At 34.9% G+C, this 21,481-nt stretch carries 21 protein-coding genes and 4 pseudogenes; 22 read left to right on the top strand and 3 right to left on the bottom strand.

Annotation, left to right across the window (positions count from 1 at the left end):
* Positions 1-299: 299 nt before the first annotated feature.
* On the bottom strand, positions 300-920 hold the full coding sequence (gene plsY / locus NST60_RS08420; protein WP_101729553.1) for a glycerol-3-phosphate 1-O-acyltransferase PlsY: 621 nt from the start codon (positions 918-920) through the stop codon (positions 300-302).
* A gap of 161 nt (positions 921-1,081) precedes the next feature.
* Positions 1,082-2,761 (bottom strand): hypothetical protein, encoded by a 1,680-nt coding sequence (locus NST60_RS08415; RefSeq protein WP_169187785.1) that lies wholly within the window; start codon positions 2,759-2,761, stop codon positions 1,082-1,084.
* Positions 2,762-3,114: 353 nt separating this feature from the next.
* On the opposite strand from NST60_RS08415, the gene NST60_RS08410 reads away from it, so the two are divergent.
* From NST60_RS08410 to NST60_RS08365, 10 genes and pseudogenes are all read left to right on the top strand, one after another.
* The gene (locus tag NST60_RS08410) at positions 3,115-3,648 is read left to right on the top strand and encodes a sigma-70 family RNA polymerase sigma factor (RefSeq protein ID WP_084668785.1); all 534 of its coding nucleotides are present in this window, start codon (positions 3,115-3,117) and stop codon (positions 3,646-3,648) included.
* Positions 3,645-4,115, top strand: coding sequence for an anti-sigma factor family protein (locus NST60_RS08405; protein ID WP_016205061.1), 471 nt, complete (start codon positions 3,645-3,647; stop codon positions 4,113-4,115). Before NST60_RS08410 ends, NST60_RS08405 begins: the two co-directional genes overlap by 4 nt.
* Positions 4,112-5,197 (top strand): hypothetical protein, encoded by a 1,086-nt coding sequence (locus NST60_RS08400; protein ID WP_169187786.1) that lies wholly within the window; start codon positions 4,112-4,114, stop codon positions 5,195-5,197. The genes NST60_RS08405 and NST60_RS08400 overlap by 4 nt, the downstream gene beginning before the upstream one ends.
* Before the next feature lie 82 nt (positions 5,198-5,279).
* Positions 5,280-6,197 (top strand): LiaI-LiaF-like domain-containing protein, encoded by a 918-nt coding sequence (locus tag NST60_RS08395; protein WP_169187787.1) that lies wholly within the window; start codon positions 5,280-5,282, stop codon positions 6,195-6,197.
* Positions 6,198-6,592: 395 nt separating this feature from the next.
* A complete protein-coding gene (locus NST60_RS08390) occupies positions 6,593-7,552 on the top strand; it encodes a diacylglycerol kinase (protein ID WP_016205064.1) in 960 nt (319 codons plus the stop codon).
* A gap of 134 nt (positions 7,553-7,686) precedes the next feature.
* A complete protein-coding gene (gene rlmD, locus NST60_RS08385; RefSeq protein WP_341098649.1) occupies positions 7,687-9,060 on the top strand; it encodes a 23S rRNA (uracil(1939)-C(5))-methyltransferase RlmD in 1,374 nt (457 codons plus the stop codon).
* A 209-nt stretch (positions 9,061-9,269) separates the two neighbouring features.
* On the top strand, positions 9,270-10,331 hold the full coding sequence (locus NST60_RS08380) for a DNA cytosine methyltransferase (RefSeq protein ID WP_341098648.1): 1,062 nt from the start codon (positions 9,270-9,272) through the stop codon (positions 10,329-10,331).
* A 78-nt stretch (positions 10,332-10,409) separates the two neighbouring features.
* Positions 10,410-10,571, top strand: a complete 162-nt coding sequence (locus tag NST60_RS08375; RefSeq protein WP_341098646.1) for a hypothetical protein — start codon at positions 10,410-10,412, stop codon at positions 10,569-10,571.
* Between the two features lie 305 nt (positions 10,572-10,876).
* A pseudogene (locus NST60_RS08370) lies at positions 10,877-11,782 on the top strand (LysR family transcriptional regulator).
* Positions 11,783-11,919: 137 nt separating this feature from the next.
* Positions 11,920-12,507, top strand: a complete 588-nt coding sequence (locus NST60_RS08365; RefSeq protein WP_341098644.1) for a LysE family transporter — start codon at positions 11,920-11,922, stop codon at positions 12,505-12,507.
* A 265-nt stretch (positions 12,508-12,772) separates the two neighbouring features.
* Here NST60_RS08365 and NST60_RS08360 read toward each other — a convergent pair.
* Positions 12,773-12,988, bottom strand: a pseudogene (locus tag NST60_RS08360) (YitT family protein); the annotation flags it as partial.
* On the opposite strand from NST60_RS08360, the pseudogene NST60_RS08355 reads away from it, so the two are divergent.
* The 12 genes and pseudogenes from NST60_RS08355 to NST60_RS08300 form a co-directional block, all read left to right on the top strand.
* Positions 12,984-13,106: pseudogene (locus NST60_RS08355) on the top strand (MarR family transcriptional regulator); the annotation flags it as partial. The pseudogenes NST60_RS08360 and NST60_RS08355 sit on opposite strands and share 5 nt — an antisense overlap.
* A 25-nt stretch (positions 13,107-13,131) precedes the next feature.
* A complete protein-coding gene (locus NST60_RS08350; RefSeq protein ID WP_341098643.1) occupies positions 13,132-13,647 on the top strand; it encodes a GNAT family N-acetyltransferase in 516 nt (171 codons plus the stop codon).
* A 25-nt stretch (positions 13,648-13,672) separates the two neighbouring features.
* Positions 13,673-14,291 (top strand): annotated as a pseudogene (locus tag NST60_RS08345) (FMN-binding negative transcriptional regulator).
* Between the two features lie 142 nt (positions 14,292-14,433).
* Positions 14,434-15,258, top strand: a complete 825-nt coding sequence (locus NST60_RS08340; protein WP_341098642.1) for a dihydrodipicolinate synthase family protein — start codon at positions 14,434-14,436, stop codon at positions 15,256-15,258.
* Positions 15,259-15,542: 284 nt separating this feature from the next.
* On the top strand, positions 15,543-16,055 hold the full coding sequence (locus NST60_RS08335; RefSeq protein ID WP_207452476.1) for a GNAT family N-acetyltransferase: 513 nt from the start codon (positions 15,543-15,545) through the stop codon (positions 16,053-16,055).
* Between the two features lie 407 nt (positions 16,056-16,462).
* Positions 16,463-16,777: a YdcP family protein gene (locus tag NST60_RS08330; RefSeq protein ID WP_341098639.1), complete on the top strand. Its 315-nt coding sequence runs from the start codon at positions 16,463-16,465 to the stop codon at positions 16,775-16,777.
* A gap of 12 nt (positions 16,778-16,789) precedes the next feature.
* Entirely contained in the window at positions 16,790-17,170 is a 381-nt protein-coding gene (locus tag NST60_RS08325) for a YdcP family protein (protein ID WP_341098638.1), read from the top strand.
* On the top strand, positions 17,170-18,510 hold the full coding sequence (locus NST60_RS08320) for an FtsK/SpoIIIE domain-containing protein (protein ID WP_095260122.1): 1,341 nt from the start codon (positions 17,170-17,172) through the stop codon (positions 18,508-18,510). Before NST60_RS08325 ends, NST60_RS08320 begins: the two co-directional genes overlap by 1 nt.
* Positions 18,511-18,721: 211 nt before the next feature.
* Complete coding sequence (mobT, locus tag NST60_RS08315) at positions 18,722-19,921, top strand: MobT family relaxase (protein WP_341099812.1); 1,200 nt, start codon at positions 18,722-18,724, stop codon at positions 19,919-19,921.
* 128 nt (positions 19,922-20,049) lie between these two features.
* Positions 20,050-20,271 (top strand): hypothetical protein, encoded by a 222-nt coding sequence (locus NST60_RS08310; protein WP_341098636.1) that lies wholly within the window; start codon positions 20,050-20,052, stop codon positions 20,269-20,271.
* 162 nt (positions 20,272-20,433) lie between these two features.
* Entirely contained in the window at positions 20,434-20,925 is a 492-nt protein-coding gene (locus NST60_RS08305) for an antirestriction protein ArdA (RefSeq protein WP_341098635.1), read from the top strand.
* A 50-nt stretch (positions 20,926-20,975) separates the two neighbouring features.
* Entirely contained in the window at positions 20,976-21,476 is a 501-nt protein-coding gene (locus NST60_RS08300; RefSeq protein ID WP_341098633.1) for an antirestriction protein ArdA, read from the top strand.
* The last annotated feature ends 5 nt before the right edge of the window (positions 21,477-21,481 follow it).

Genomic DNA, 21,481 nt, shown 5'->3' with positions numbered 1-21,481 from the left:
ATAAATCAGCCAAACCAGCAATAAATCAGCCAAACCAGCAATAAATCAGCCAAAGTAGGAAGGATATCAGCCAAAGCAGCGATAAATCAGCCAAAGTAAGAAGGATATCAGCCAAACCCACAATAAATCAGCCAAACCACCCTCATCCAGCACTCCCCTCCACAACCTCCAAAATCAAAGTAAAGGAGCAATTCCAAAAAGAGCAACTCCTTTATTTTGATTTCCATTCATTCGACAGTATTTCCCAGGAAAAGTCGACAATCAACAATTTCCTAAAAAGCTTGTCCAATGAAGGGGAATTAGACTATTTTCTTCGGGTTAATTCGATCCTTTTTTATGTTTTTATCATTTATTTTTGGTTCTTGACGATGAATAAAATTAATAATATTAGAGCGATGTAAAAAGATTAATAGTAATAAAAACAAGAAAAAGAGCCAGTCATGCTGGATGTTGGGAGAAAATAATGCATATAAGAAAATCGTTATCCCAACGGAAATACTACCTATGAATACATATTTTGTTACAAAAATAACAGCAAAGAAGGCGAAATAGGCAATTAAAAACAAGGCTGGGCTGGCAACGAGAAGAGTGCCGGCTGTTGTGGCAATAGCTTTTCCACCGCGAAACCCAGCGAAGATTGGAAAACAATGACCAATAACAGCTATTAATCCAGTATATAACGGATTAACATCTACCATAAGCAAGTACGGTAGACTTGCCGCAAGAGCTCCTTTCCCAACATCAAGCAGCAGAACAGCAATCCCGGCTTTTTTGCCTAATACGCGAATGGAATTAGTCGCTCCTGGATTAAAGCTGCCATGTTTCCGAATATCAATGCCATAAAAAACTTTACCGATAATTAAGGCAGCCGGTAAAGAACCGATTAAGTAGGAAGATAGGATTAAAATAATCAAATGCATTTCTCCTTTTCCATCATTTAAAGTTTACTAGTTTAAAACACTATCTTTGTTCTCTTCCTTTTATTCTATGCAGAAAGAGGGAGAAGTTTGTTCCCTTCTCCCTATATTATAAATAATAGAGCAATTTTTTTGTTGCATTTTTAATATCCAAGAATCTTATTTTATTCGTTTAATGCTTGATTATTAATTTCCAATTTTTCAACCGTTACAATTACTTCATCTGTATCAACATAATCAACGGAAATTTCCATCCCTTTTTCTAGGAAGATACTATAAGGGAAATCGTTTGAAGAAACTTGGAAAATAGTTTTATTGTCTTTCACCATGAATTTTACAATCGTACTATTTTCAACCTCTGATTTATATACATAGCTGACAGTCTCAGTTATCGTTTTTTGATCGGCAATATTGTTAGGAACGGTTTTATCATTTTTCAATAGCGTGACAAGGGCATATTTATAATCATTAAAAAGTTTTGTTTTCTCTGTGCTATAGCTATAAACCTTTTCATCCTTAGCATTAATCAACATGATTTCTCTTAACACGTGATTGCTGTCCATGAGTGGAACAACCCATGTGAACTGCCCATAAATCGTATAGAGTAGTGGAGTGCCGGCTTCATATTTTTGCGCTCGAAAGGTTTTCTCTGCCACATTGATAGCAGATTTCCCATTTAACGATCCATTTGCCTCTGTATAGAAGGTAAGTGCACCGGTACGAGCATTAATCATGGAGTAACCAACCATACTTCCGCTATCGGATTTCGGACGGGTGAAGTCAGTGAACCAATGCAATTGTAATTCTTCATTGAAGACACCATTCACTTCATCCATGTTGTCCCAGGCGGTTGGTAGTTTCATATCTTCTTTTGCAAAAAGGGTATTCCAGAAGCCATGAATATATTTACCATACCATTCATTCCAATCTTCCGCTACGCTTGTAGGAATAACATGGTCAATAAATGCAGGTATATTGTTCATTGTATAGTCTTCAATTTTTCCAGTGGCTGGGTCAACGATATAAATCCCTTTAATGTCAACAATTTCTCGGAATTTATTGTATTGTCCATAAGGTACAACATAGTATGGCTTATCATTATCATCTGGTTCGAAGCTTGCTTCAAGCAAAATCGTATCTTTATGTTTATTTCTGACTAGTCTTTTTAAATCTTCTTGGAAGTAGGCAGATGGAACATATTTCATAGAAGTTTTAACTAAGACGGCATCTTCATTTTCATCCTCTGCACTCATTTTAATAAAACCAGGGACGTCATCCCCTTTTATCCATTTAAAAAAGCCAGTATATTCAATTGGCGTTACCCAGTATAGATGATCGTCAATTTTTTGTAGAGTAGAGTTTCCTAAATCATAATAGGAAGGATGAGGAAGTTCCCCGAGTTTTTTCTCACTACGATATCGTGCATAGCTCTCCGGTACAACTACGATATGTTTTTCATTAGTAGAAACAGCTTCCTTCTCAATAACAGTAGCCTTTTCTTGTACAAAATGATATTTATCTCCGGTAATGGTTAATGGATAGACAAATTGGACGTATAGACTAAATAGGACAAAGTATAAAAAGAGAATTCCAGTTATTTTATACCCCTTTACTTTTCCAAAAAGTAAATCTAGTAATAAGAAGAAAGCAAAATAAATAGCACCATATTTAAAAAGGGCCTGTAAGGAATGATCGATTAACTGAAAATAATCTAGACAAAAAATAATAAGGATTCCAGCAAGCAATCGCATGACTTGAAAGATAAGAAACCTTCGTTTTTTTAGATGGATTTTCCATAGAAATGGGTTTAATGTTAAAGCCAGTAATGCAAATAAATAATGCATACACATTCTCCTTTGATTAAATTGCTACAGAATAAATACGAAAGTAAGGCTAAAAAGTTTCAAGTAATAATGGTACTATTACAAAGGAGAAACCATTTAGGAAGAAAATATTGAGGCATTTTCATAAAGTTTGTAACTAATAACCTGTAGCCTTAATATACGTTGCTTTCCGTAGGGCCAATGAGCTCTGCGGGATCACATCTTCCCCAGAAAGTCATCGTATATTTACGCTGCTCGGTAAATGAAAAAAATAATCAGCCCAAAATAATAAAAAACTGTAGGGGAATGACCGACACTGTACGTCTATTATTATAGAATGGCTAGGAAAGGGGGGAGAGGCCATTAGTGATCAAGTGTTAATTGAAAAAGTAAAAGCAGGAAATGATCACGCATTTCGTTTGTTAGTGGAAAAGCATCGGGACTATTTGTTTCGTTCTATATACAGTGTTTTGAAAGATCAAAAAGAAGCAGAAGATGCTACTCAAGAAGTGTTTATTAAAATCTATACCTCTCTCCCCAATTACGAGAATCAAGGTTTTAAAACATGGATAACAAGAATTGCTGTCAATCATGCTATTGATATGAGAAGAAAAAAACAAAGAAGAAAAGAAGAGATGACAGAAGAATTGGAATCCCACATAGGAGGCTCTCTGGCCGATGATGTAGAAATAGAAGTGCTAAAGCGGGAACGACAAAAGCTTGTGCAAAAAAGACTGGAGGAAGTACCCGCTAATTACAGGGATGTCATTTATGGTTTTTACATTCAAGAAAAAAGTTATCAAGAAATGGCATTAGAGCAAAATGTTCAAGTGAAAACAATTGAAACGAAGCTGTATCGCGCAAGACTCTGGATCAAAACACATTGGAAGGAGGAAGAATTTTTATGACAACACATTATTCTAAAGATGATTGGATGAAGTATGTAAACGATGAACTGAATGAGAAAGAAAGAGCATTTCTTGAAAATCATTTGTATACATGCGATCAATGTTTAGAATTGTATATAGATGCAGTAGACATGCAAGAGGAGATACTTCCTTCGATTTCAGATGAAGCAGCTTTTATGAATGATATTATGCAAAAAATATCCTTTGAAAATATGGAGATAGAAAAAATAGAGGAAAGGAAACGTCCTTTTTATCAATCATCCATATTCCATTATGCAATTGCCGCGAGTCTTACATTGATTCTGATGTCGGCAGGATTTTTTCAATCGATTATAAAACATACAGAAACAATCCAAAAAGCGGAAGTTTCTTTGAAAGAAGAGCCAAAATCAGGAGGTTTAGTGGATAAGACCTTTGCCTGGATGGATTCATTTGATAGTAGTAAAAAGGAGGATTTTAAGAAATGAAAAACCCGATTGTCGCAACAATCTTAGCATTTTTTCCAGGTGGTGGTCTTTTTTATATTGGGAAAAGGTTGCGAGGCTTTTTATATGGGATGGCTGTCTTTGGACTAGCATTTATGTCCATTGTGATTTTTAGTTCAGGGTACCTCAATGAGTTAACATTTATAGTAATTATTATTGGTTTCATTATCTACTGTATTAGTTTTATCGACACATTAATCACGACCAGTAGCTATTTAAAAGAACGGGTTAATTTGGCTAGTAATACAGAGGCTGGAGACGTAGCACCTGTATTAGTAAAAACAGCTGAATCAGAGCGTTTTTATACGATTGTTTTATCATTTGTCCCTGGCTTAGGTCATATTCAGTTAGGCTTAGTCTATCGAGGAATAACATTATTAACAACTTTTCTAGGGTTAGGGATTATGATTTTATTTATTGCTTTCCTAACCTATACGAATGAATTCCTGTTATTTTTGGCGATTTTGCCTGTTATTTGGATTTACGGTTTTTATGACGTTTCCCAGCAGTATAATAAAAAACTGAAAGGGGAAAAGCTTGAAGATATTACAATCTTTCAGGATTTTGAAAAGAATAGAGAAGAGGGAAAGAAAAGTAAATTTATTGCAACCTTCTTATCTGTTTTTCCAGGAGCGGGCCATTTATATTTAGGCTTGCAGCAAAGAGGGATTCAGCTAATGGCTGCTTTCTTGTTCTCTATTTTTATCCTTAATGAATTACGATTAGGACTATTTTTATTCGTTATTCCTATCATTTGGTTCTACAGCTTCTTTGATGGATTACAAAAAGCATCAAAAGTAGGAGAAGAGGAATTGGAGGATGTCCCGGTCATTGCTTATTTGATTAATTATCAAAAATGGTTTGGGATTGGTCTACTTGTAATTGGTTTATATTATTTAATAATCAATATTATTTTACCGATCTTTTCACCCATCATCAGAGAAGTAATAGATATAGATTTACGATTTTTCTTTTATCAATATTTTCAGACGGGAATTGTGTGCCTAGTTCTTATAATCGGCGGTATTCATCTGCTAAAAGGAACAAAGAAGAAAAAAATATAAGAAATGTAGAAGAAAGATAGAGATGGCTATTGGCTTTTTGAATTCATACAAGAAGCCAATGCTGACAGAAGGGGAGAAGAGAATGAGGCAATGGCGAGTGGGCACTTTTTCAATGGGTTTATCTTTATTATTCCTTGGCGTATTTTTGTTACTGACACAGTTTTTTCATTGGAAAATTGTGAGTGTTTTAAAAGTTTGGTGGCCGGTTATTTTAGTTGTTTTGGGAATAGAGATTTTGCTATATCTGTTTTCTTCTAAGCAAGAAAAGCCGTATTTAAGCTTTGATCTTTTCAGTATTATTGTCGTTGGGATCATTGGGACAGCAGGCATATCAATGGTCTTTCTCCAATCCTCTGGAATTATGGATATTCTGGAACAAGGATTAAAAAGAGAAGAGATAACTAGAGATTTACCTGAATTCAATTATGCGATGAAGGCTGATATTAAAAGAATTGTCATTGAGTCCGAAAATCAGCAAAGTCCGATTACAATTGAAGGAACAAACGATGACGTCCTATCCTTATTTGGAACTTTCCGAACAGTTCAATCAAAGGATGTAGTTGTTTCCAAACCAGAAGATTATCTTCATGTTTCTCAAAAGGGAGATACTTTGTTTATTCGTTTAAAGCAATTACCGTATCGCATGTCTGAATTCTATACTGATTATTCTTCTATACATACGACGATTCTTGTGCCAACGAGTAAGAAATTAGATATTATTGATTTAAATAATGATGTCACTTTAAATCCACGTGACTTAAAAAATAATTGGACGGTTAATAATGTCCCAGCAATCGATTTAATATTGGATGAAACAAATAATGTGAAGGTTTCTGTAAATGATACAGTAATAAATAATAGTGATCGTGCAGAATGGGAGTTTTCTAATACAGAAAATACAATGGAGGAAGGAAAGACGAATGCAGTCTTGCAAAAAGGAAAAGGTGGTTCTGCTATACATGTCTTTAACAGTGGTACGTTAGAGTTAACGAATCACTAATCATAATAAAAAGAGGATAGATTTGACTCAGACAGGGTATTATTTGAGGGAAATCATCCTTTTTTGAATGGAATATGCATGGCTGATTTTCTCGAATGTTTGCTTTCTTTTTTACAGATTTCTTCTAAGGGAGCGGAATAATGGAGCTTTGTGTCGGAAAAAAGTTAATCAAACGTTTGATTAATAGAAAAAAACAGTAATAAGAATTAGGAAAGTATGGTGAACTGATAGATTGGGTTATAATGTGGGAAGATACTTGGAAACATGGACACTTATTATTCAATGGTCACATACGATGGTAATAGATAGATTTAAAAATTGCTTAAGCAAGAAGTATCGTATATGATGTTAATGGCTATGGAAAAAAAATGAATCTTGATTATAGGATGATGAAAATGAAAAGGGCAAGAATAATATATAATCCTACTTCAGGTCGGGAAGCTTTTAAAAAACATTTACCAGAAGTGCTAAAAAGATTAGAAGAGGCAGGTTATGAAACTTCTTGTCATGCAACGACTGGACCAGAGGATGCAACATATGCAGCAAGAGTTGCAGTAGAAAGACGATTTGATCTTGTCATTGCTGCAGGTGGCGATGGAACCATCAATGAAGTGGTTAACGGAATGGCAGAACAAGAATATCGTCCAAAGCTTGGAATTATACCGGTAGGAACAACAAATGACTTTGCAAGAGCACTGCATATTCCAAGAGATGTTATAGGTGCAGTAGATGTAATCGCAAAGGGCGATACAATCCCGATTGATATTGGAAGAATGAATGATAAATATTTCATTAATATTAGTGGTGGTGGACACTTAACAGAAATCTCTTATGAGGTTCCAAGTAAACTGAAAACCATGCTTGGACAGCTTGCTTATTATTTAAAAGGCGTCGAAATGCTACCGTTCATTAAAGCATCACATGTGAAAATCGAATATGATGGCAAGCTGTTTGAAGGAGAAGCGATGTTGTTTCTTGTTGGCCTGACCAATTCTGTCGGCGGCTTTGAGAAGTTAGCACCAGGAGCTTCTATTAATGATGGGCTGTTCTCTTTGTTAATCTTAAAAAAGGCAAATCTTGCAGACTTTATTCGAATTGCTTCACTGGCTTTACGTGGGGAACATATCAATGATCCGAATGTCATTTATACGAATGCCAATCACATTAAAGTTAGCTCCGATGAGAAAGTACAATTAAATCTTGATGGAGAATTTGGCGGCTTATTGCCTGCTGAATTTATTAATTTATATCGTCACTTTGAGTTATATGTACCAATTGAAGAAATTCGTGATGAAGACCGACCAGATATCAAGGATTATAAAGGAATGTTACAAACAGACAATAACGAGGAGTGAGAGGAATAAGAAATCCCCTCACTTTTTGTTTTGATTTCCTAAGATTTCCCGTAAGCCCATGACGCTTTCCTGATAATATGTTACAATTACCACGCTTATTTTTTTCGGAAATATCGATGTAAAGGAAGACGATAATGAGTAAAACATTACCCGTTCAAAAGAACGATATAATAGATATAATTTTTGAAGATTTAACCCATGAAGGTTCAGGAGTGGCAAAAGTAGATGGTTATCCCCTATTTATCCCCAATGGACTTCCAGGAGAGAAAGCAACCGTAAAAGTAATCAAGACAAATAAGAATTACGGTTTCGGTCGTTTAGTAGAAATAAAAGAAAGAAGTCCTTATCGCGTGGAAGCACCATGTCTTATTTACAAGGAATGTGGAGGCTGCCAATTACAGCATTTAAGCTATGAAGGACAATTGAAAATGAAGCATAAGCATGTTATGGATGTTCTAGAGCGGATTGGAAAAATTAACACGACGGTACATCCAACACTAGGGATGGAAGATCCTTGGCGCTACCGCAATAAGTCACAAGTTCCAATCGGGGAACAAGAAGGTGGTCTCATCGGCGGATTTTATCAACAACGCTCCCATCAAATCATTAATATGGAACAATGCCTCATTCAGCAAGAAGAAAATGACTATGTCGTAAATACAGTAAAAGATATTTGTTCGAAATATGGAGTTCGTGCATATGACGAGGCACGCCATAAAGGTGATTTACGCCATATTATGGTAAGAAGAGGGGCCATTACGAAGGAAGTAATGATTGTATTAATCACTCGTACACAGGATATCCCCAATCGAAAGGCAATTGTTGATGAAATTGTTGAAAAAGTCCCAAATATTAAATCAATTATCCACAATGTGAATAACAAAAAAACGAATGTGATAATGGGAGAAATAACTCGAGTGCTATGGGGAGAAGAGACCATTACTGATTATATTGGTGATGTAAAGTTTGCTATTTCTGCTCGCTCCTTTTATCAAGTGAATCCAGAACAGACAAAGGTGCTCTATGAGAAAGCATTGGAATATGCTGATCTAAATGGGGAAGAGAAAGTAATCGATGCCTATTGTGGTATTGGAACAATCTCTTTATTTTTAGCAAAAAAAGCAAGACAAGTATTCGGTGTCGAAATTGTTCCACAAGCAATTGAGGATGCAAGAAAAAATGCCCTCATAAATGATATCCACAATGTGGAATTTGCAGTTGGAGAAGCAGAAGTAGTTATCCCCAATTGGTATAAAGCAGGGAATGAAGCAGACGTGTTAGTTGTAGATCCTCCAAGAAAAGGCTGTGATGAAGCATTATTACAGACAATTCTTGATATGAAGCCGAGAAAAGTAGTCTATGTATCCTGTAATCCAGCGACTTTAGCTCGTGATCTACGCGTATTGGAAGATGGAGGTTATAAGACAGAAGAAGTGCAGCCTGTGGATATGTTTCCGCAGACAACGCATGTGGAGTGTGTATCGTTGCTACAAAGAGAAACTATATAGAAATCCTTAGTTTTAAACACTTTCACAAGCATTTCGTGTTTGTGGGAGAAGGTGAAAAAACGAGAAATAAAGTACTGAAAAAACACATTACCGTTTCGGTGGTAATTGATCTGGGGTGTGGGAACACAATAGAATAAAAAAATGTAAGGCGTTCAATTAAAATGAGCGTCTTTTTTTTACGCCTAAAAATGGAGAATAGAAGGTGGAATATGAAAAAACTAACTTTAGGAAGTTTATTTGATGGTATTGGTGTATTTCCATTAGCTGCTTCTCGTTACGGGATTCAACCAATATGGGCAAGTGAAATTGAAAAAGCACCTATATCTATTACGAAACGACATTTTCCTAACATCTATCATTTAGGAGATATTACAAAAGTAAAAGAGGGAGAAATTCCACCTGTTCATATCATTACATTTGGTTCTCCTTGTCAGAACCTATCCAATATTGGTAAACGAGAAGGTCTTACAGGAAGTCAATCGAGTTTATTTTTTCACGCAATCCGAATTATAGAAGAAATGAGGTGTGCAACGAATGGAACATATCCAGTTATCGCTGTTTGGGAAAACGTCATGGGAGCTTTTTCATCAAATAACAGGCTGGATTTTAAGGCCGTGCTTGAATCGTTCACAAATACCGAAATTCCAATGCCTGATTCTGAAGTCTGGGCAAACGCCGGAATGGTCCGAGGGAATGATGTTGATATCGCTTGGCGATTGTTGGATGCCCAATATTGGGGAAGGCCCACACTTGCTCAAAGAAGAAGACGTATCTTCCTCGTGGCAGATTTTGGAGAGTCACGTGCCACAGAAATATTATTTAAAGCCCGCGATTTGCAATCGGTTTTTACGTCTTGCGGAGAGAGCAAGCTATCCTCCACCATTGCCAGTAGAATATCTACTCAAAAAGCAGGGGGGAAAATACCCATCATCCGTCCCTTTCAAGAAAGAAGAATGCGAAGTACGGCAAAGGAAAGAAACGAAAAAGGGTTTCACGGCAGTTTCGGAAAAACAGGAGATCCATTTCCCACTTTACTCGCAGGATCCGTGAACTATTTTACATTTTGGTACGAAGGAGAAGAAAAGGAAGGGTTTATCCGTCAGCTTACTCCATTAGAATGTGAACGTTTGATGGGATTACCAGAGGGATGGACAGCCCTTGGGAATAAAAATGAAGCTATAAGTGATTATGCTAGATACAAAGCAATTGGAAATGCGATTGCTGTACCATGTGCCGAATATATTATGGCTGGTATTGCAGAAGTTTTATAAATATAACCAAACTAACGTGTGACAAATTCTATCTGTCATGCTTTTTAATTGTCTAAAACAAGTAGGAGCGTGATTTTTTTGGAAGAAAATGAAGCAAAAGTGATGGATTGGATTGACAATCACTTTAATTTGAATGAGATAGAGATTAAAGACTTTCTGTTTTTTCCTCATGGTAAATTGGTACATGATAAAAATAGGGAAAACATGGTTGTCTTTTGGTGTGTGAATGATTGTTTATAAGAAGTATAAGTTGTGTAAAATACAATAAATCTTTCCGTTTTGACTTTATTAACATATATAAACTATATGTTAAAAACAACTTAGTACTAATTAACGCTGAAATTCTCAGTAATATTTGCTATACATTTTATTTTATGAAGTATTATTTTTATGTTAAATTATATATGAGTATGATATTCGGTAAACGGGCCATTTAATGGAATAAAACTTCTTGAGGATTCTATAAATTTGAATGTGTTCGATAGAAAAGTCGTAAAATCTATTGTTAAATTAATGATTGGAACTTTGAAAGAGAGGTGTTCAATTTGACTTTACAACAATTAAAATATGTATTAGAAGTAGCAAGCAAGGGGTCCATGAATGAAGCAGCAAAAAGTTTATTCATTTCCCAGCCAAGTTTGTCGAATGCGATTAAGGAACTAGAGAAGGAAATTAAAATTACTCTATTCATTAGAACAAATAGAGGGGTTACTATTACTAATGAAGGAGCTGGGTTTCTAGGTTATGCTAGACAGGTATTACAGCAGTTTAACATGCTAGAAGAAAAATATTTAAGTGACAAACCAGCTAAGCAACATTTTTCCATTTCAACCCAGCATTATACTTTTGCAGCTAATGCTTTTGTAGAACTTGTTTAGGAATTTGGGGCTTCTGAATATGAGTTTACACTTCGTGAAACGAAAACTTATGAAATCATTGAAGATGTTAAAAATTTACGAAGTGAGTTAGGGGTAATTTATTTAAGTAATTATAATGGATCTATTTTATTAAAATTATTAAAAGAAAGGGATTTGACCTTTTCAGAATTATTTATGGCAAAACCACATGTGTTTATTAGTAAAAGACATCCATTAGCTGACAAAGAATCGATTAATTTGGAAGAATTAGATGACTACCCTTGCCTTTCTTTCGAACAAGGAGAGTACAATTCTTTTTATTTTTCAGAAGAAATTTTAAGTACTAGAAGTGTGAAGAAAAGAATCAAAGTCAGTGATAGGGCAGCTATTGTAAATTTTATGATTGGTCTCGACGGTTACACCATTTCTTCGGGAATTTTTCCCAAGTATCTTCATGGGGATGATATTATTGCTGTTCCCCTTAATGTAGATGAACTTATACGTGTAGGAATAATACAGCATAGGGATGTCACGTTGTCGCGACTTGGTGAAATATATGTGAATGCTTTAAAAAATGTTGAACAGGAATTATAAATGAAAATTTGTCTTCCCATTCAGCCTGTTATAACTTTTAGTTATATCGAGGTATGGCTTTTAAGTATTATGCTATACTCGGGAAACTCCCTTATAATTATGGATGTTGATGATTTATATTGGAGAGTGAATGTTGTATGGGAATTCAAGTATTGTTTTCATTTGTTATCTACGCACTAATAAATGCTTTTACACCGGGTCCGGGTAATATTCTGGCGTTAAATACGATGACGAATTATGGATGGAAAAAAGGAAAGCCTTTATACTTCGGGATCTTTGCTGGTTATTTTTTTGTACAAGCGTTATGTGCCTTCTTTATTTTTGGATTAGACAACTTAATAAATCCAATTATGAATGTACTTACATATGCAGGAGTTATTTATATTTTATGGCTTGCCTATGGGGTTGCAATCAGTAAGCCTGACAATAAAAAATCTGACAAACAGCCCTCTTTTTGGATTGGCTTTGTCCTGCAAATTGTTAATGTAAAAATATTTTTATTTGGGATTACCGCATTAACAGGATATATTACACCTTATTACTCATCACTGGAGACGCTTTTATTTTTTGAAATGATTATTGCTATAGTAGGTACGATTGCTACCCTGACTTGGATATTTTTCGGCGGGTTATTACAAAAGACATATTTCAAACATTATCGAATAATAAATATTATATTGGCGTTATTACTTTTGCAGTGTGCGGTTGCACTTTTACTACAGTAAAAAATTAGAGTTTCAAATGTCCTAGAGAAATAGATAAGTTTCAGATTGTGAAGAAACTTAAAGTAATGGCTGCCTTTACAGGGCAACTTTTTCTTCTTGTGCAATGGAGTTAAATACTTCCTAACCGTGGCGTTATGTTAACCTGTTGTGTATGACATATACAAGGCTGGACAGCAATCAAATCAATAGTTTGCGGATGGAGCTAATCGAATTTATCACAATTTGGTGATGTATTAGCGTGTGTTAATATGCGGTCTAATAACTCTCAATTAAATTGTAAAAAATAAATAAGTATTAGCTCTCCTAAAAAAACGGTTAATAAGGTTCCAACTCCAATTGGTCCATTTTAAATTATCGCCATTATCAAGAATATAAGGTAAATGAATGTTCTCGAAAAAATATTTGGGCTAGTTAATTGTTGTATGATTCATGTTAATCGATCAACTGGAATCGGTGCAAAATTTGTGTGTAAATATGTTGCATTAGAGGGATTTTCCGGAAGAGAAGTAGAAACGATTTTCAATCTGCTTCTAAAAGTAAGAAAAAACATAGAAAAAGACTGGGAATTCGTAAAAAAAGGAAACAAGAGAAGTTACTGATTGTAGAGAGGAGCGAAAGGTTTTTATGAATATAAATATGACAAGATGTACATTGGGAGATTCACGAAAACTTCAAGAAATTGGTTATGAAACATTTAAGGAGACGTTTGAGGATCAGAATTCTCCAGAAAATATGAAGGCTTATTTGAAAGAGGCTTTTAACATAAACCAAGTAGAAAATGAGTTATCCAATCCTTTATCCCATTTCTTTTTAGTTTCTTTTAATGATGAGGTCGCTGGATATTTAAAGGTTAATATCGGGGATGCCCAGACTGAAGAAATGGATGGTGACACCCTTGAGATTGAGCGGATTTATATTATTAATAAATTTCAAAAGCTTGGCCTTGGTAAATACCTGTTCAATAAAGCTATGGATATTGCTATAGAACAGAATAAAAAGAAGATCTGGCTGGGCGTATGGGAAAAAAATAAAAATGCCATTTCTTTTTACAAGAGATTGGGTTTTACTCAAACGGGAGCGCACTCTTTTTATATGGGGGATGAAGAACAAAGGGACTTAATAATGGTTAAAAAGCTCTAATAATTAAGTGGAGAGGTGAATGAGGATGTATATCCCAAAGCATTTTAGAGTCACAGACTTTGTTGAAATCAAAGACTTTATTCAGAGGAACTCTTTCGGCACGATCGTAACGATAGAAGAAGGAAAACCTATAGCGACTCACTTACCTTTGGAGTTGCATAAACAAGGGGATGACTACTATCTCACTGGACATTTCGCTTATGCGAATCCACAGTGGAAAACTTTCGGGGATGATCCTGTTCTTGTTATGTATCAAGGGCCCCATGCTTATATTTCATCCTCGTGGTACAAGTCTGAAAATGTCCCCACATGGAATTATCAAGCTGTCCATGTATATGGAACGGCTAGTCTGATGAGTGAACAAGAATTGCTGGAAGACCTAAAGTCTCTATTGCAAAAGTATGAACAACACCGTGAAAATGCTGCGTTATGGGAGAACTTCTCTCCAAAAACCAAAAACCAAAAACCAAACTAAAGGTATTGTTGGATTTAAAGTAAAAGTGCAAGAAGTTCAAGCAGCCTTTAAATTGAGTCAAAATCGAAATGAAGAGGACTATATCAATATTATTGATAAACTAAATAAAGAAAAAGATTCAAACTCTCGACAATTAGCCGAAGTGATGAAAGCTAGGAAAACGAAGTGATCAATTCTATCTTATAGTTTAGATGTTTATATCGTGAATTCGATTTTTAAACAATTGCGGGAAAGCAGCCCAGTGGATATCGATTATTCTGCTAACAGGCACTTTAGTACAAGTATATAAAAAGGAAAAGAGGGATAATAAAATGCTAACCGAAAAAGTTCATATTGCCGTACCAACAGCTTTTTTTGAAGATGAGTCTATAAATGTTCAAGGAACAATAAGCCATATAAAAGGCCTGTATAAACAAGGAGTAAAATCTGTTCTTGTCTCGGGAACTACTGGAGAACAGCATAGTCTAAACCTCCAAGAGAAAATTGAAATAATAAACGGATTAGAACTGGAAGAAGAACTTATTAGTAATATGGAAATTATATTTGGTGTAGCTTCAATTAGACAGAAAGAAGCAGAGGAATTAGCCGAAAAGATTTGTCATTCAAAAATCTCAGGTATCATGCTTGGGTATCCCCCTTATGTTATACCGACTCAACAAGAAGCATTTGTTTATACAGAGAGGATTATCCACCTTAGTAATAAACCTACAATTTTATATAACAATCCAAAAAGAACTGGATTTGATCTATCGGAAAAAAATATTATTCAATTAAGTAAGAATAACTTAGTGGTTGGAATAAAAGATGCTGGCAATAAAGAAAAAATTGAACGAATAAAAAAAGGTATGCATAACGTTTTGTCCTTTTATGCTGGTGGAGAAATGGATTTAGAAGAAAAAGTATTACATGGATATGATCGTCTTTCTTCCATTGCTGGGAATGTTTTACCGACGGAAATTAGTCAATGGTTCAAAAAAATGCTTATGAAGCAAATAGTAAGTAAACAAGAAAGCGAAAAAATAGAAAAAATTATGGAACAAGTTTATCAAGGTAACGCTATTGTGAATCTGAAAAAGCACATTAATCATAAGGGGATTCCAATGGGGGGATGCAGAAGTCCAATAGGAAACATTTAATTATACAGTATATTTTAGACCGATTGCTTAAATGTTTACCTCTACTAGTAATACGGATATTTTACATTATTGATCTATTCCAATATATCTCAAAATCAAGTCTTACATAAACGGAGGCTTTAGTCGAAGAACATACGCAAATTATCTTGGATTCAAGTCTCCGGTAATCGGGCTCTATTCCTTAATAGAGAGCAGCGCCCATCTTGCATATAAGGCCATTATGTTGAGGAAAATCATTAGTTTAGTAAGATTAATTTAGATTGGTATGAAGGGGTAGAGAAGCTTTGATTAATTTTAAAAAATGTAGATTAGAAGATATTGAAATACTTAAGGAAATTTCTATAAAAACGTTTGTGGATACGTATGGGGAAGATAATACAGAGAAAGATATGTCTTTGTATATTCAGAACACATTGACGCATAAAGCATTAACGGAACAAGTGACCAATCCTGATTCGCTTTTCTATCTTATGTTTGATAATGAAAATTTAGTTGGTTATCTTAAATTAAACAAGGAAAAGGAACAAAGTAAGATTTACGATGAGGACAGTGTAGAAATTGAGAGAATTTATGTGTTAGATGAATTCCAACATCGAGGATTCGGACAACAAATGCTTAATAAAGCTATTGAAATAGCAAAACAATTAGATAAAGGATCACTTTGGCTTGCGGTGTGGGAAGAAAATAATGGTGCAATTTCTTTTTATCATAAAAATCATTTTAAACGAGTGGAAACAATCACTTTTGTTTTAGGGGAGACACCGTTTACTGGGTTGGTTATGAAAAAAGTTTTTTAAATATAGGATATCGTGGAGTAATGTAATGTCAAGCAACTGGTGTTTTACTTTAATAAGGTTTTCGAAGCGGTCTTTCCGCAAACGGGCGCGATTGTTGAATAATTATATATTGATTTGATTACACTCAGAAGTTAAACATTCTGAGTGTTTTTTTATGGGAAATGATATTTTAACTACAAATGTCATGATGTATTTGTATCTTTCAAAAGGATCTGTTAAATAAAATCAATATCTTTTATTGATTTTATTTTTTTTCACGTCGCAGTTCATTGAGAATAATTTTATTTGATAATCACTAAGGAGGGTTATTTTGCATGAAACAATTTACAATTCGTTCTCCAACTGCTAGAAGGTAAATAGTAAAGATTTTAATCAAATAAAATAATGTACAGAAAGGAAAATGAATAATGGAACTAAAATATGTTATTCCAAATATGGAAAAAACGTTTGGAAATTTAGAATATGCAGGTGAAGGTAAGGTGGAACAGCGCCGTATAAATGGGCGTATGACAACATTGTCACGTAGTTATAATTTGTATTCTGATATTCAACGTGCAGATGATATTGAGGTGAACTTGCCACAAGAAGCTGGAGAGAAATTCTTTGAACATGAAGAAAAAGTGGAGTTGGTTAATGCTAAAATCACTGCTGAAGGTTATAAAATTGGTGATCGTGGTTTCACAAAATACATTTTACATGCTGACGACATGATTAAAGCATAAGGAGGAAAAAACATGAGATTAGCTGAAGGAATTGTGATTGATAAAGAAAAGACATTTGGATTATTAAAGTTTTCGTCACTACGTCGGGAAGTGTTTTTACAAAATGAAGATGGTACAGTATCATCTGAAGTAAAAGAACGCACCTATGATTTAAAGTCTCGTGAACAAGGTCGCATGATTCAAGTGAGTATCCCTGCTTCTGTTCCATTAAAAGATTTTGATTATAATGCGGAAGTGGAACTAATTAATCCTGTCGCAGATACAGTCGCAAATGCAACTTTTCGTGGTGCAGATGTTGATTGGTATATCAAGGCAGATGGCTTGATTTTAAAGGGGAAAACAGCGACACCAAGCACTAACAATCAAAAATCTACGCCTAACAAAGATAAATAATGAAACTTTATCAAAAAAGAGGGAAGCGAATCCGACCAAGTGACGCATCTCTCTTTTTTCAATTTATCTTCTTTGGATTGTTTGGTGTATGGCTTGTTTACTTTATCCCTTTTCATGTAAAATTTTTACTTTCGACAACGTGGGAACTTGATCCATTTCAAACTCAATTTGTAAGTATATATGGATTAACTTCATTAATCATTAGTTTGATCATAGTGGCAATATGTGCTTTTGTTTATTATCGGTATTGTTATAACCATCTAAAACAATTGATGCATCGACAAAAGCTCGCAAAGATGATTTTAGACAATCAGTGGTATGAAACAAAACAAGTGATGAATGAAGGATTTTTCAAAGATATCCCATCTAGTAAGGCGAAAGAAAAAATTAGTCGTTTTCCAAAGATGTATTATCGGTATGAAAAAGGCATGATTCATATTCAAGTGGAAATAACGCTTGGTAAATATCAAGAACCACTTTTAAATTTAGAAAAGAAGTTGGAAAGTGGCTTGTATTGTGAATTAGTGTCAAAGGAATTACATGATTCCTATGTAGAGTACGTTCTTTTTTATGATATGATTGCGAACCGTATTTCAATTGATGACGTCATTGCGGAAAACGGTAGTTTAAAGCTCATGAAATCGATGGATTGGGAATATGATCAGCTGCCACATATGTTGATTGCTGGCGGAACAGGTGGTGGAAAAACGTATTTTATTCTTACGTTGATTGAAGCACTGTTAAAAACCAATGCGAAGTTATATATTTTAGATCCGAAAAATGCAGATTTAGCCGATCTAAATACGGTCATGCCTGATGTATATTATAAAAAGGAAGACATGATGGCATGTATTGACCATTTTTATGAAGCGATGATGGCTCGAAGTGAAGAAATGAAACAAATGCAAGGATATAAAACAGGAGAAAATTATGCCTATTTGGGCTTAGCTCCCCACTTTTTAGTCTTTGACGAATACGTTGCGTTTATGGAAATGCTTGCTTCTAAAGAAAGTACGGCTGTATTAACGAAACTAAAACAGATTGTCATGTTAGGACGTCAAGCCGGCTTCTTTCTTATTCTCGCCTGTCAGCGACCAGATGCAAAATATTTAGGGGATGGGATTCGTGATCAATTTAATTTTCGGGTTGCTTTAGGAAGAATGTCCGAACTAGGGTATGGCATGATGTTTGGATCGGATGTCCAAAAGCAATTTTTCCTAAAACAAATTAAAGGACGCGGGTATGTCGATAAAGGAGATAATGTGATTACCGAATTTTACACACCACTTGTGCCAAAGAATCATGACTTTTTAAAAGAGATAGAGAAACTAGCTCAATGAAGGCTGCCCAGTGCGGCGGCGTGCGAAGCGTAAGCCGCTGTGCTGGGCAAAGCCTGCGTGGCGACAGCCACGCTTTACCCCCCGTTTCTAACAGGGGGGTAGAAAAACAATAAGAAACTGTTCCAAAAGCCAATAACACCTGATGGCACAACGATTTGGAGCATATGAAGAAGATGTCTGCTTTTACGATTTAGTTGACATCTTTTTTGTGTTGGGAGGCATGTACATGAATCAAGTACCTTGGTATCAACAATTAAAAGAAAAACGATTGGCATATGGCGTATCTCAAAACAAACTAGCGGTACATGTAGGAATTTCAAGGCAATATATTAGCGAGATTGAAACAGGAAAAATGACACCAACTCAAACCTTACAACAAGCGATGTTCGATATTTTAGAGCAATTTAATCCAGAAGCACCACTCGAAATTTTATTTGATTACGTGCGAATACGTTTTTTGACAACGAACCCGAAGCCAGTTATTGAAGAAATCTTACGGTTAAAAATGGAGTATATGATCCATGAGGATTATGCGTTTTACTCTTACATGGAACAATATGTCTTTGGCGACATTGTCGTTATGGTTTCGCCAGATGAGGATAAAGGCTGTTTACTTGAACTGAAAGGAAAAGGATGTCGGCAATTTGAAAATTTCCTACTAGCTCAACAACGTACATGGTTTGATTTTTTCATGGATGTATTTCGAGTAAATGGTGTCTTTAAACGGGTTGACCTTGCGATCAATGATAAGACAGGCATATTGGATATTCCGTTTCTAACGAACAAATGTAGAAATGAAGAATGTATTTCCGTTTTTCGCAGCTTTAAAAGTTATCGTTCTGGCGAATTGGTTCATGGAGAAGAAAAACGTGATATGGGAAATACGTTATATATTGGCTCTTTAAAAAGCGATGTGTATTTTTGTGTGTATGAAAAAGATTACGAACAATACGTGAAACACGGTGCATCACTTGAAGATACAGACATTAAAAACCGTTTTGAAATACGTTTGAAAAATGATCGTGCGTATCATGCGGTTGTTGATTTAATGACGTATGAAGATGCGGGACGAACTGCTTTTTCTATTATTAATCGGTATATTCGATTTGTCGATAAAGACGAGAAAAAACGTCGAAGCAGTTGGCCAATGAATACAGAGTGGCAGCGTTTTTTAGATTTAGGTGAAAATAGAAAAATTTATTTAACAACAAAACCTGAACCTTACACATTTGATAAAACACTTAGATGGTTGGCTCGACAAGTCGCTCCTACTTGGAAACTGGCAACTAAACTAGATGAAATCAATCAAACGACCGTGATTAAAGATATGTTAGATCAAGCGAAATTAACCAAACGTCATCAACAATTATTGATGCAACAGGCACTTGAAACAGAGGATGTCATTAAATGATAGATTGGAGAACTGCCATGAAACTATTAAAATACATTTTATTACAATCCTGGGCGGTATCGTTTTATGGTTTATCGAATGCATGCGTCAAGTGACAAAATATTAGAAATTGAAAGGAGAAATGAAAGATGAACTTTGGACAAAATTTGTATAACTGGTTTTTAAGTAATGCGCAGTCTTTAGTGTTAATGGCGATTGTGGTCATTGGTATTTATTTAGGCTTTAAACGAGAGTTCTCTAAATTGATTGGATTTTTAATTGTTGCTTTGGTTGCAGTAGGGTTGGTATTTAATGCAAGTGGGGTGAAAGATGTATTGTTAAGTTTATTCAATAGAATTATAGGGGCTTAAATTATACCGTTTTTTTGCGGAAGATAAGTGATCTTCTTATGTTCTGTAAAAAAATGGTGCACCAAACGGTAGTGCGGTAGGGGTGTATGAGCATACCTTGTGTATCAGCAGATAGAGAGCTGCTGTTTTTTTATATCTTTTTTTACAAAGTGGTGATTTTCTATGAGGATGCAAGTTTTTATTGTAAATGTTGATCGGTATAAAGAGGACCAAATTAGAGGGGCTTGGTTTGAACCACCAATTGATTTTGAAGAAATGAAAGAACGTATTGGATTGGATGATCAATATAAAGAGTACGCTATTTTTGAATATGATTTACCTTTTGAGATAGAAGAAACTACACCTATTTCCGAAATTAATCGAATATGTAAAGCATTTGGTGATATTGAAGGTTCCCCTTTATATGATGTTCTTTCTGAAGTTCAGCGTCAGTGGTTTGGTAGTATTGAAGAGTTGATAGAACATATGGATGAAATTATCTATTATCCAAATAGTGAAAGTATGATTGATGTTGCAAAAATATTTATAGAAGAAAGTGTCGATATTCCTCCACGTTTACAAGTGTATATGGATTATGAAGCTTATGGTCATTATCTTGAAGCTACTGGAAACTTTATGATGACATCACGTGGAATTTTTGAATATAAACAATAAATAACAAAATTTATCTACTAGTAAAGTCCTTTTGGAAAGGAGAACCTTAAATGGACATGCAAGTTTATATCGCTAATCTCGGAAAATATAATGAGGGCGAATTGGTTGGGGATTGGTTTACACCACCAATCGATATGGAAGACGTCAAAGAACGCATTGGCTTAAATAGTGAATATGAAGAATATGCCATACATGATTATGAATTACCATTTGATATTGGTGAATACACCCCAATTTCTGAAATTAATCGGTTATGTGCCATGGTAGAGGAATTAGAAGGTTCACCAATTTACCATGAGCTATCTGAAATTCAAGGCTACTGGTTTGATAGTTTGGAAGAATTACTAGAAAACCAAGATGATATTATCTGTTATGTAGATTGTGAAGATATGGAAGATGTGGCTCGATATTATGTAGAAGAAACAGGCATGCTTGGTGAAGTACCTACTAATTTACAAAACTATATTGACTATCAAGCACTTGGAAGAGATTTAGAAATAAACGGGAGTTTTCTTGTTACGTTACATGGTGTGTTTGAATATGTTGGATAAGTAAA

It is taken from the genome of Niallia sp. FSL W8-1348 (genome assembly GCF_038006745.1).
GTDB lineage: Bacteria > Bacillota > Bacilli > Bacillales > Cytobacillaceae > Niallia > Niallia alba.
Note: the sequence above shows the minus strand (reverse complement) of the source record. Positions and strands in the feature narration are given on the sequence as shown.

Coding starts and splice junctions, on each gene's coding strand:
- NST60_RS08305 (WP_341098635.1), top strand. CDS start 20,434: ATGAGGATGCAAGTTTTTATTGTAAATGTTGATCGGTATAAAGAGGAC.
- NST60_RS08405 (WP_016205061.1), top strand. CDS start 3,645: ATGACAACACATTATTCTAAAGATGATTGGATGAAGTATGTAAACGAT.
- NST60_RS08330 (WP_341098639.1), top strand. CDS start 16,463: ATGGAACTAAAATATGTTATTCCAAATATGGAAAAAACGTTTGGAAAT.
- NST60_RS08400 (WP_169187786.1), top strand. CDS start 4,112: ATGAAAAACCCGATTGTCGCAACAATCTTAGCATTTTTTCCAGGTGGT.
- NST60_RS08310 (WP_341098636.1), top strand. CDS start 20,050: ATGAACTTTGGACAAAATTTGTATAACTGGTTTTTAAGTAATGCGCAG.
- NST60_RS08320 (WP_095260122.1), top strand. CDS start 17,170: ATGAAACTTTATCAAAAAAGAGGGAAGCGAATCCGACCAAGTGACGCA.
- NST60_RS08380 (WP_341098648.1), top strand. CDS start 9,270: ATGAAAAAACTAACTTTAGGAAGTTTATTTGATGGTATTGGTGTATTT.
- plsY (WP_101729553.1), bottom strand. CDS start 920: ATGCATTTGATTATTTTAATCCTATCTTCCTACTTAATCGGTTCTTTA.
- rlmD (WP_341098649.1), top strand. CDS start 7,687: ATGAGTAAAACATTACCCGTTCAAAAGAACGATATAATAGATATAATT.
- NST60_RS08395 (WP_169187787.1), top strand. CDS start 5,280: ATGAGGCAATGGCGAGTGGGCACTTTTTCAATGGGTTTATCTTTATTA.
- NST60_RS08340 (WP_341098642.1), top strand. CDS start 14,434: ATGCTAACCGAAAAAGTTCATATTGCCGTACCAACAGCTTTTTTTGAA.
- NST60_RS08350 (WP_341098643.1), top strand. CDS start 13,132: ATGAATATAAATATGACAAGATGTACATTGGGAGATTCACGAAAACTT.
- NST60_RS08390 (WP_016205064.1), top strand. CDS start 6,593: ATGAAAAGGGCAAGAATAATATATAATCCTACTTCAGGTCGGGAAGCT.
- NST60_RS08300 (WP_341098633.1), top strand. CDS start 20,976: ATGGACATGCAAGTTTATATCGCTAATCTCGGAAAATATAATGAGGGC.
- NST60_RS08365 (WP_341098644.1), top strand. CDS start 11,920: ATGGGAATTCAAGTATTGTTTTCATTTGTTATCTACGCACTAATAAAT.
- NST60_RS08415 (WP_169187785.1), bottom strand. CDS start 2,761: ATGCATTATTTATTTGCATTACTGGCTTTAACATTAAACCCATTTCTA.
- NST60_RS08325 (WP_341098638.1), top strand. CDS start 16,790: ATGAGATTAGCTGAAGGAATTGTGATTGATAAAGAAAAGACATTTGGA.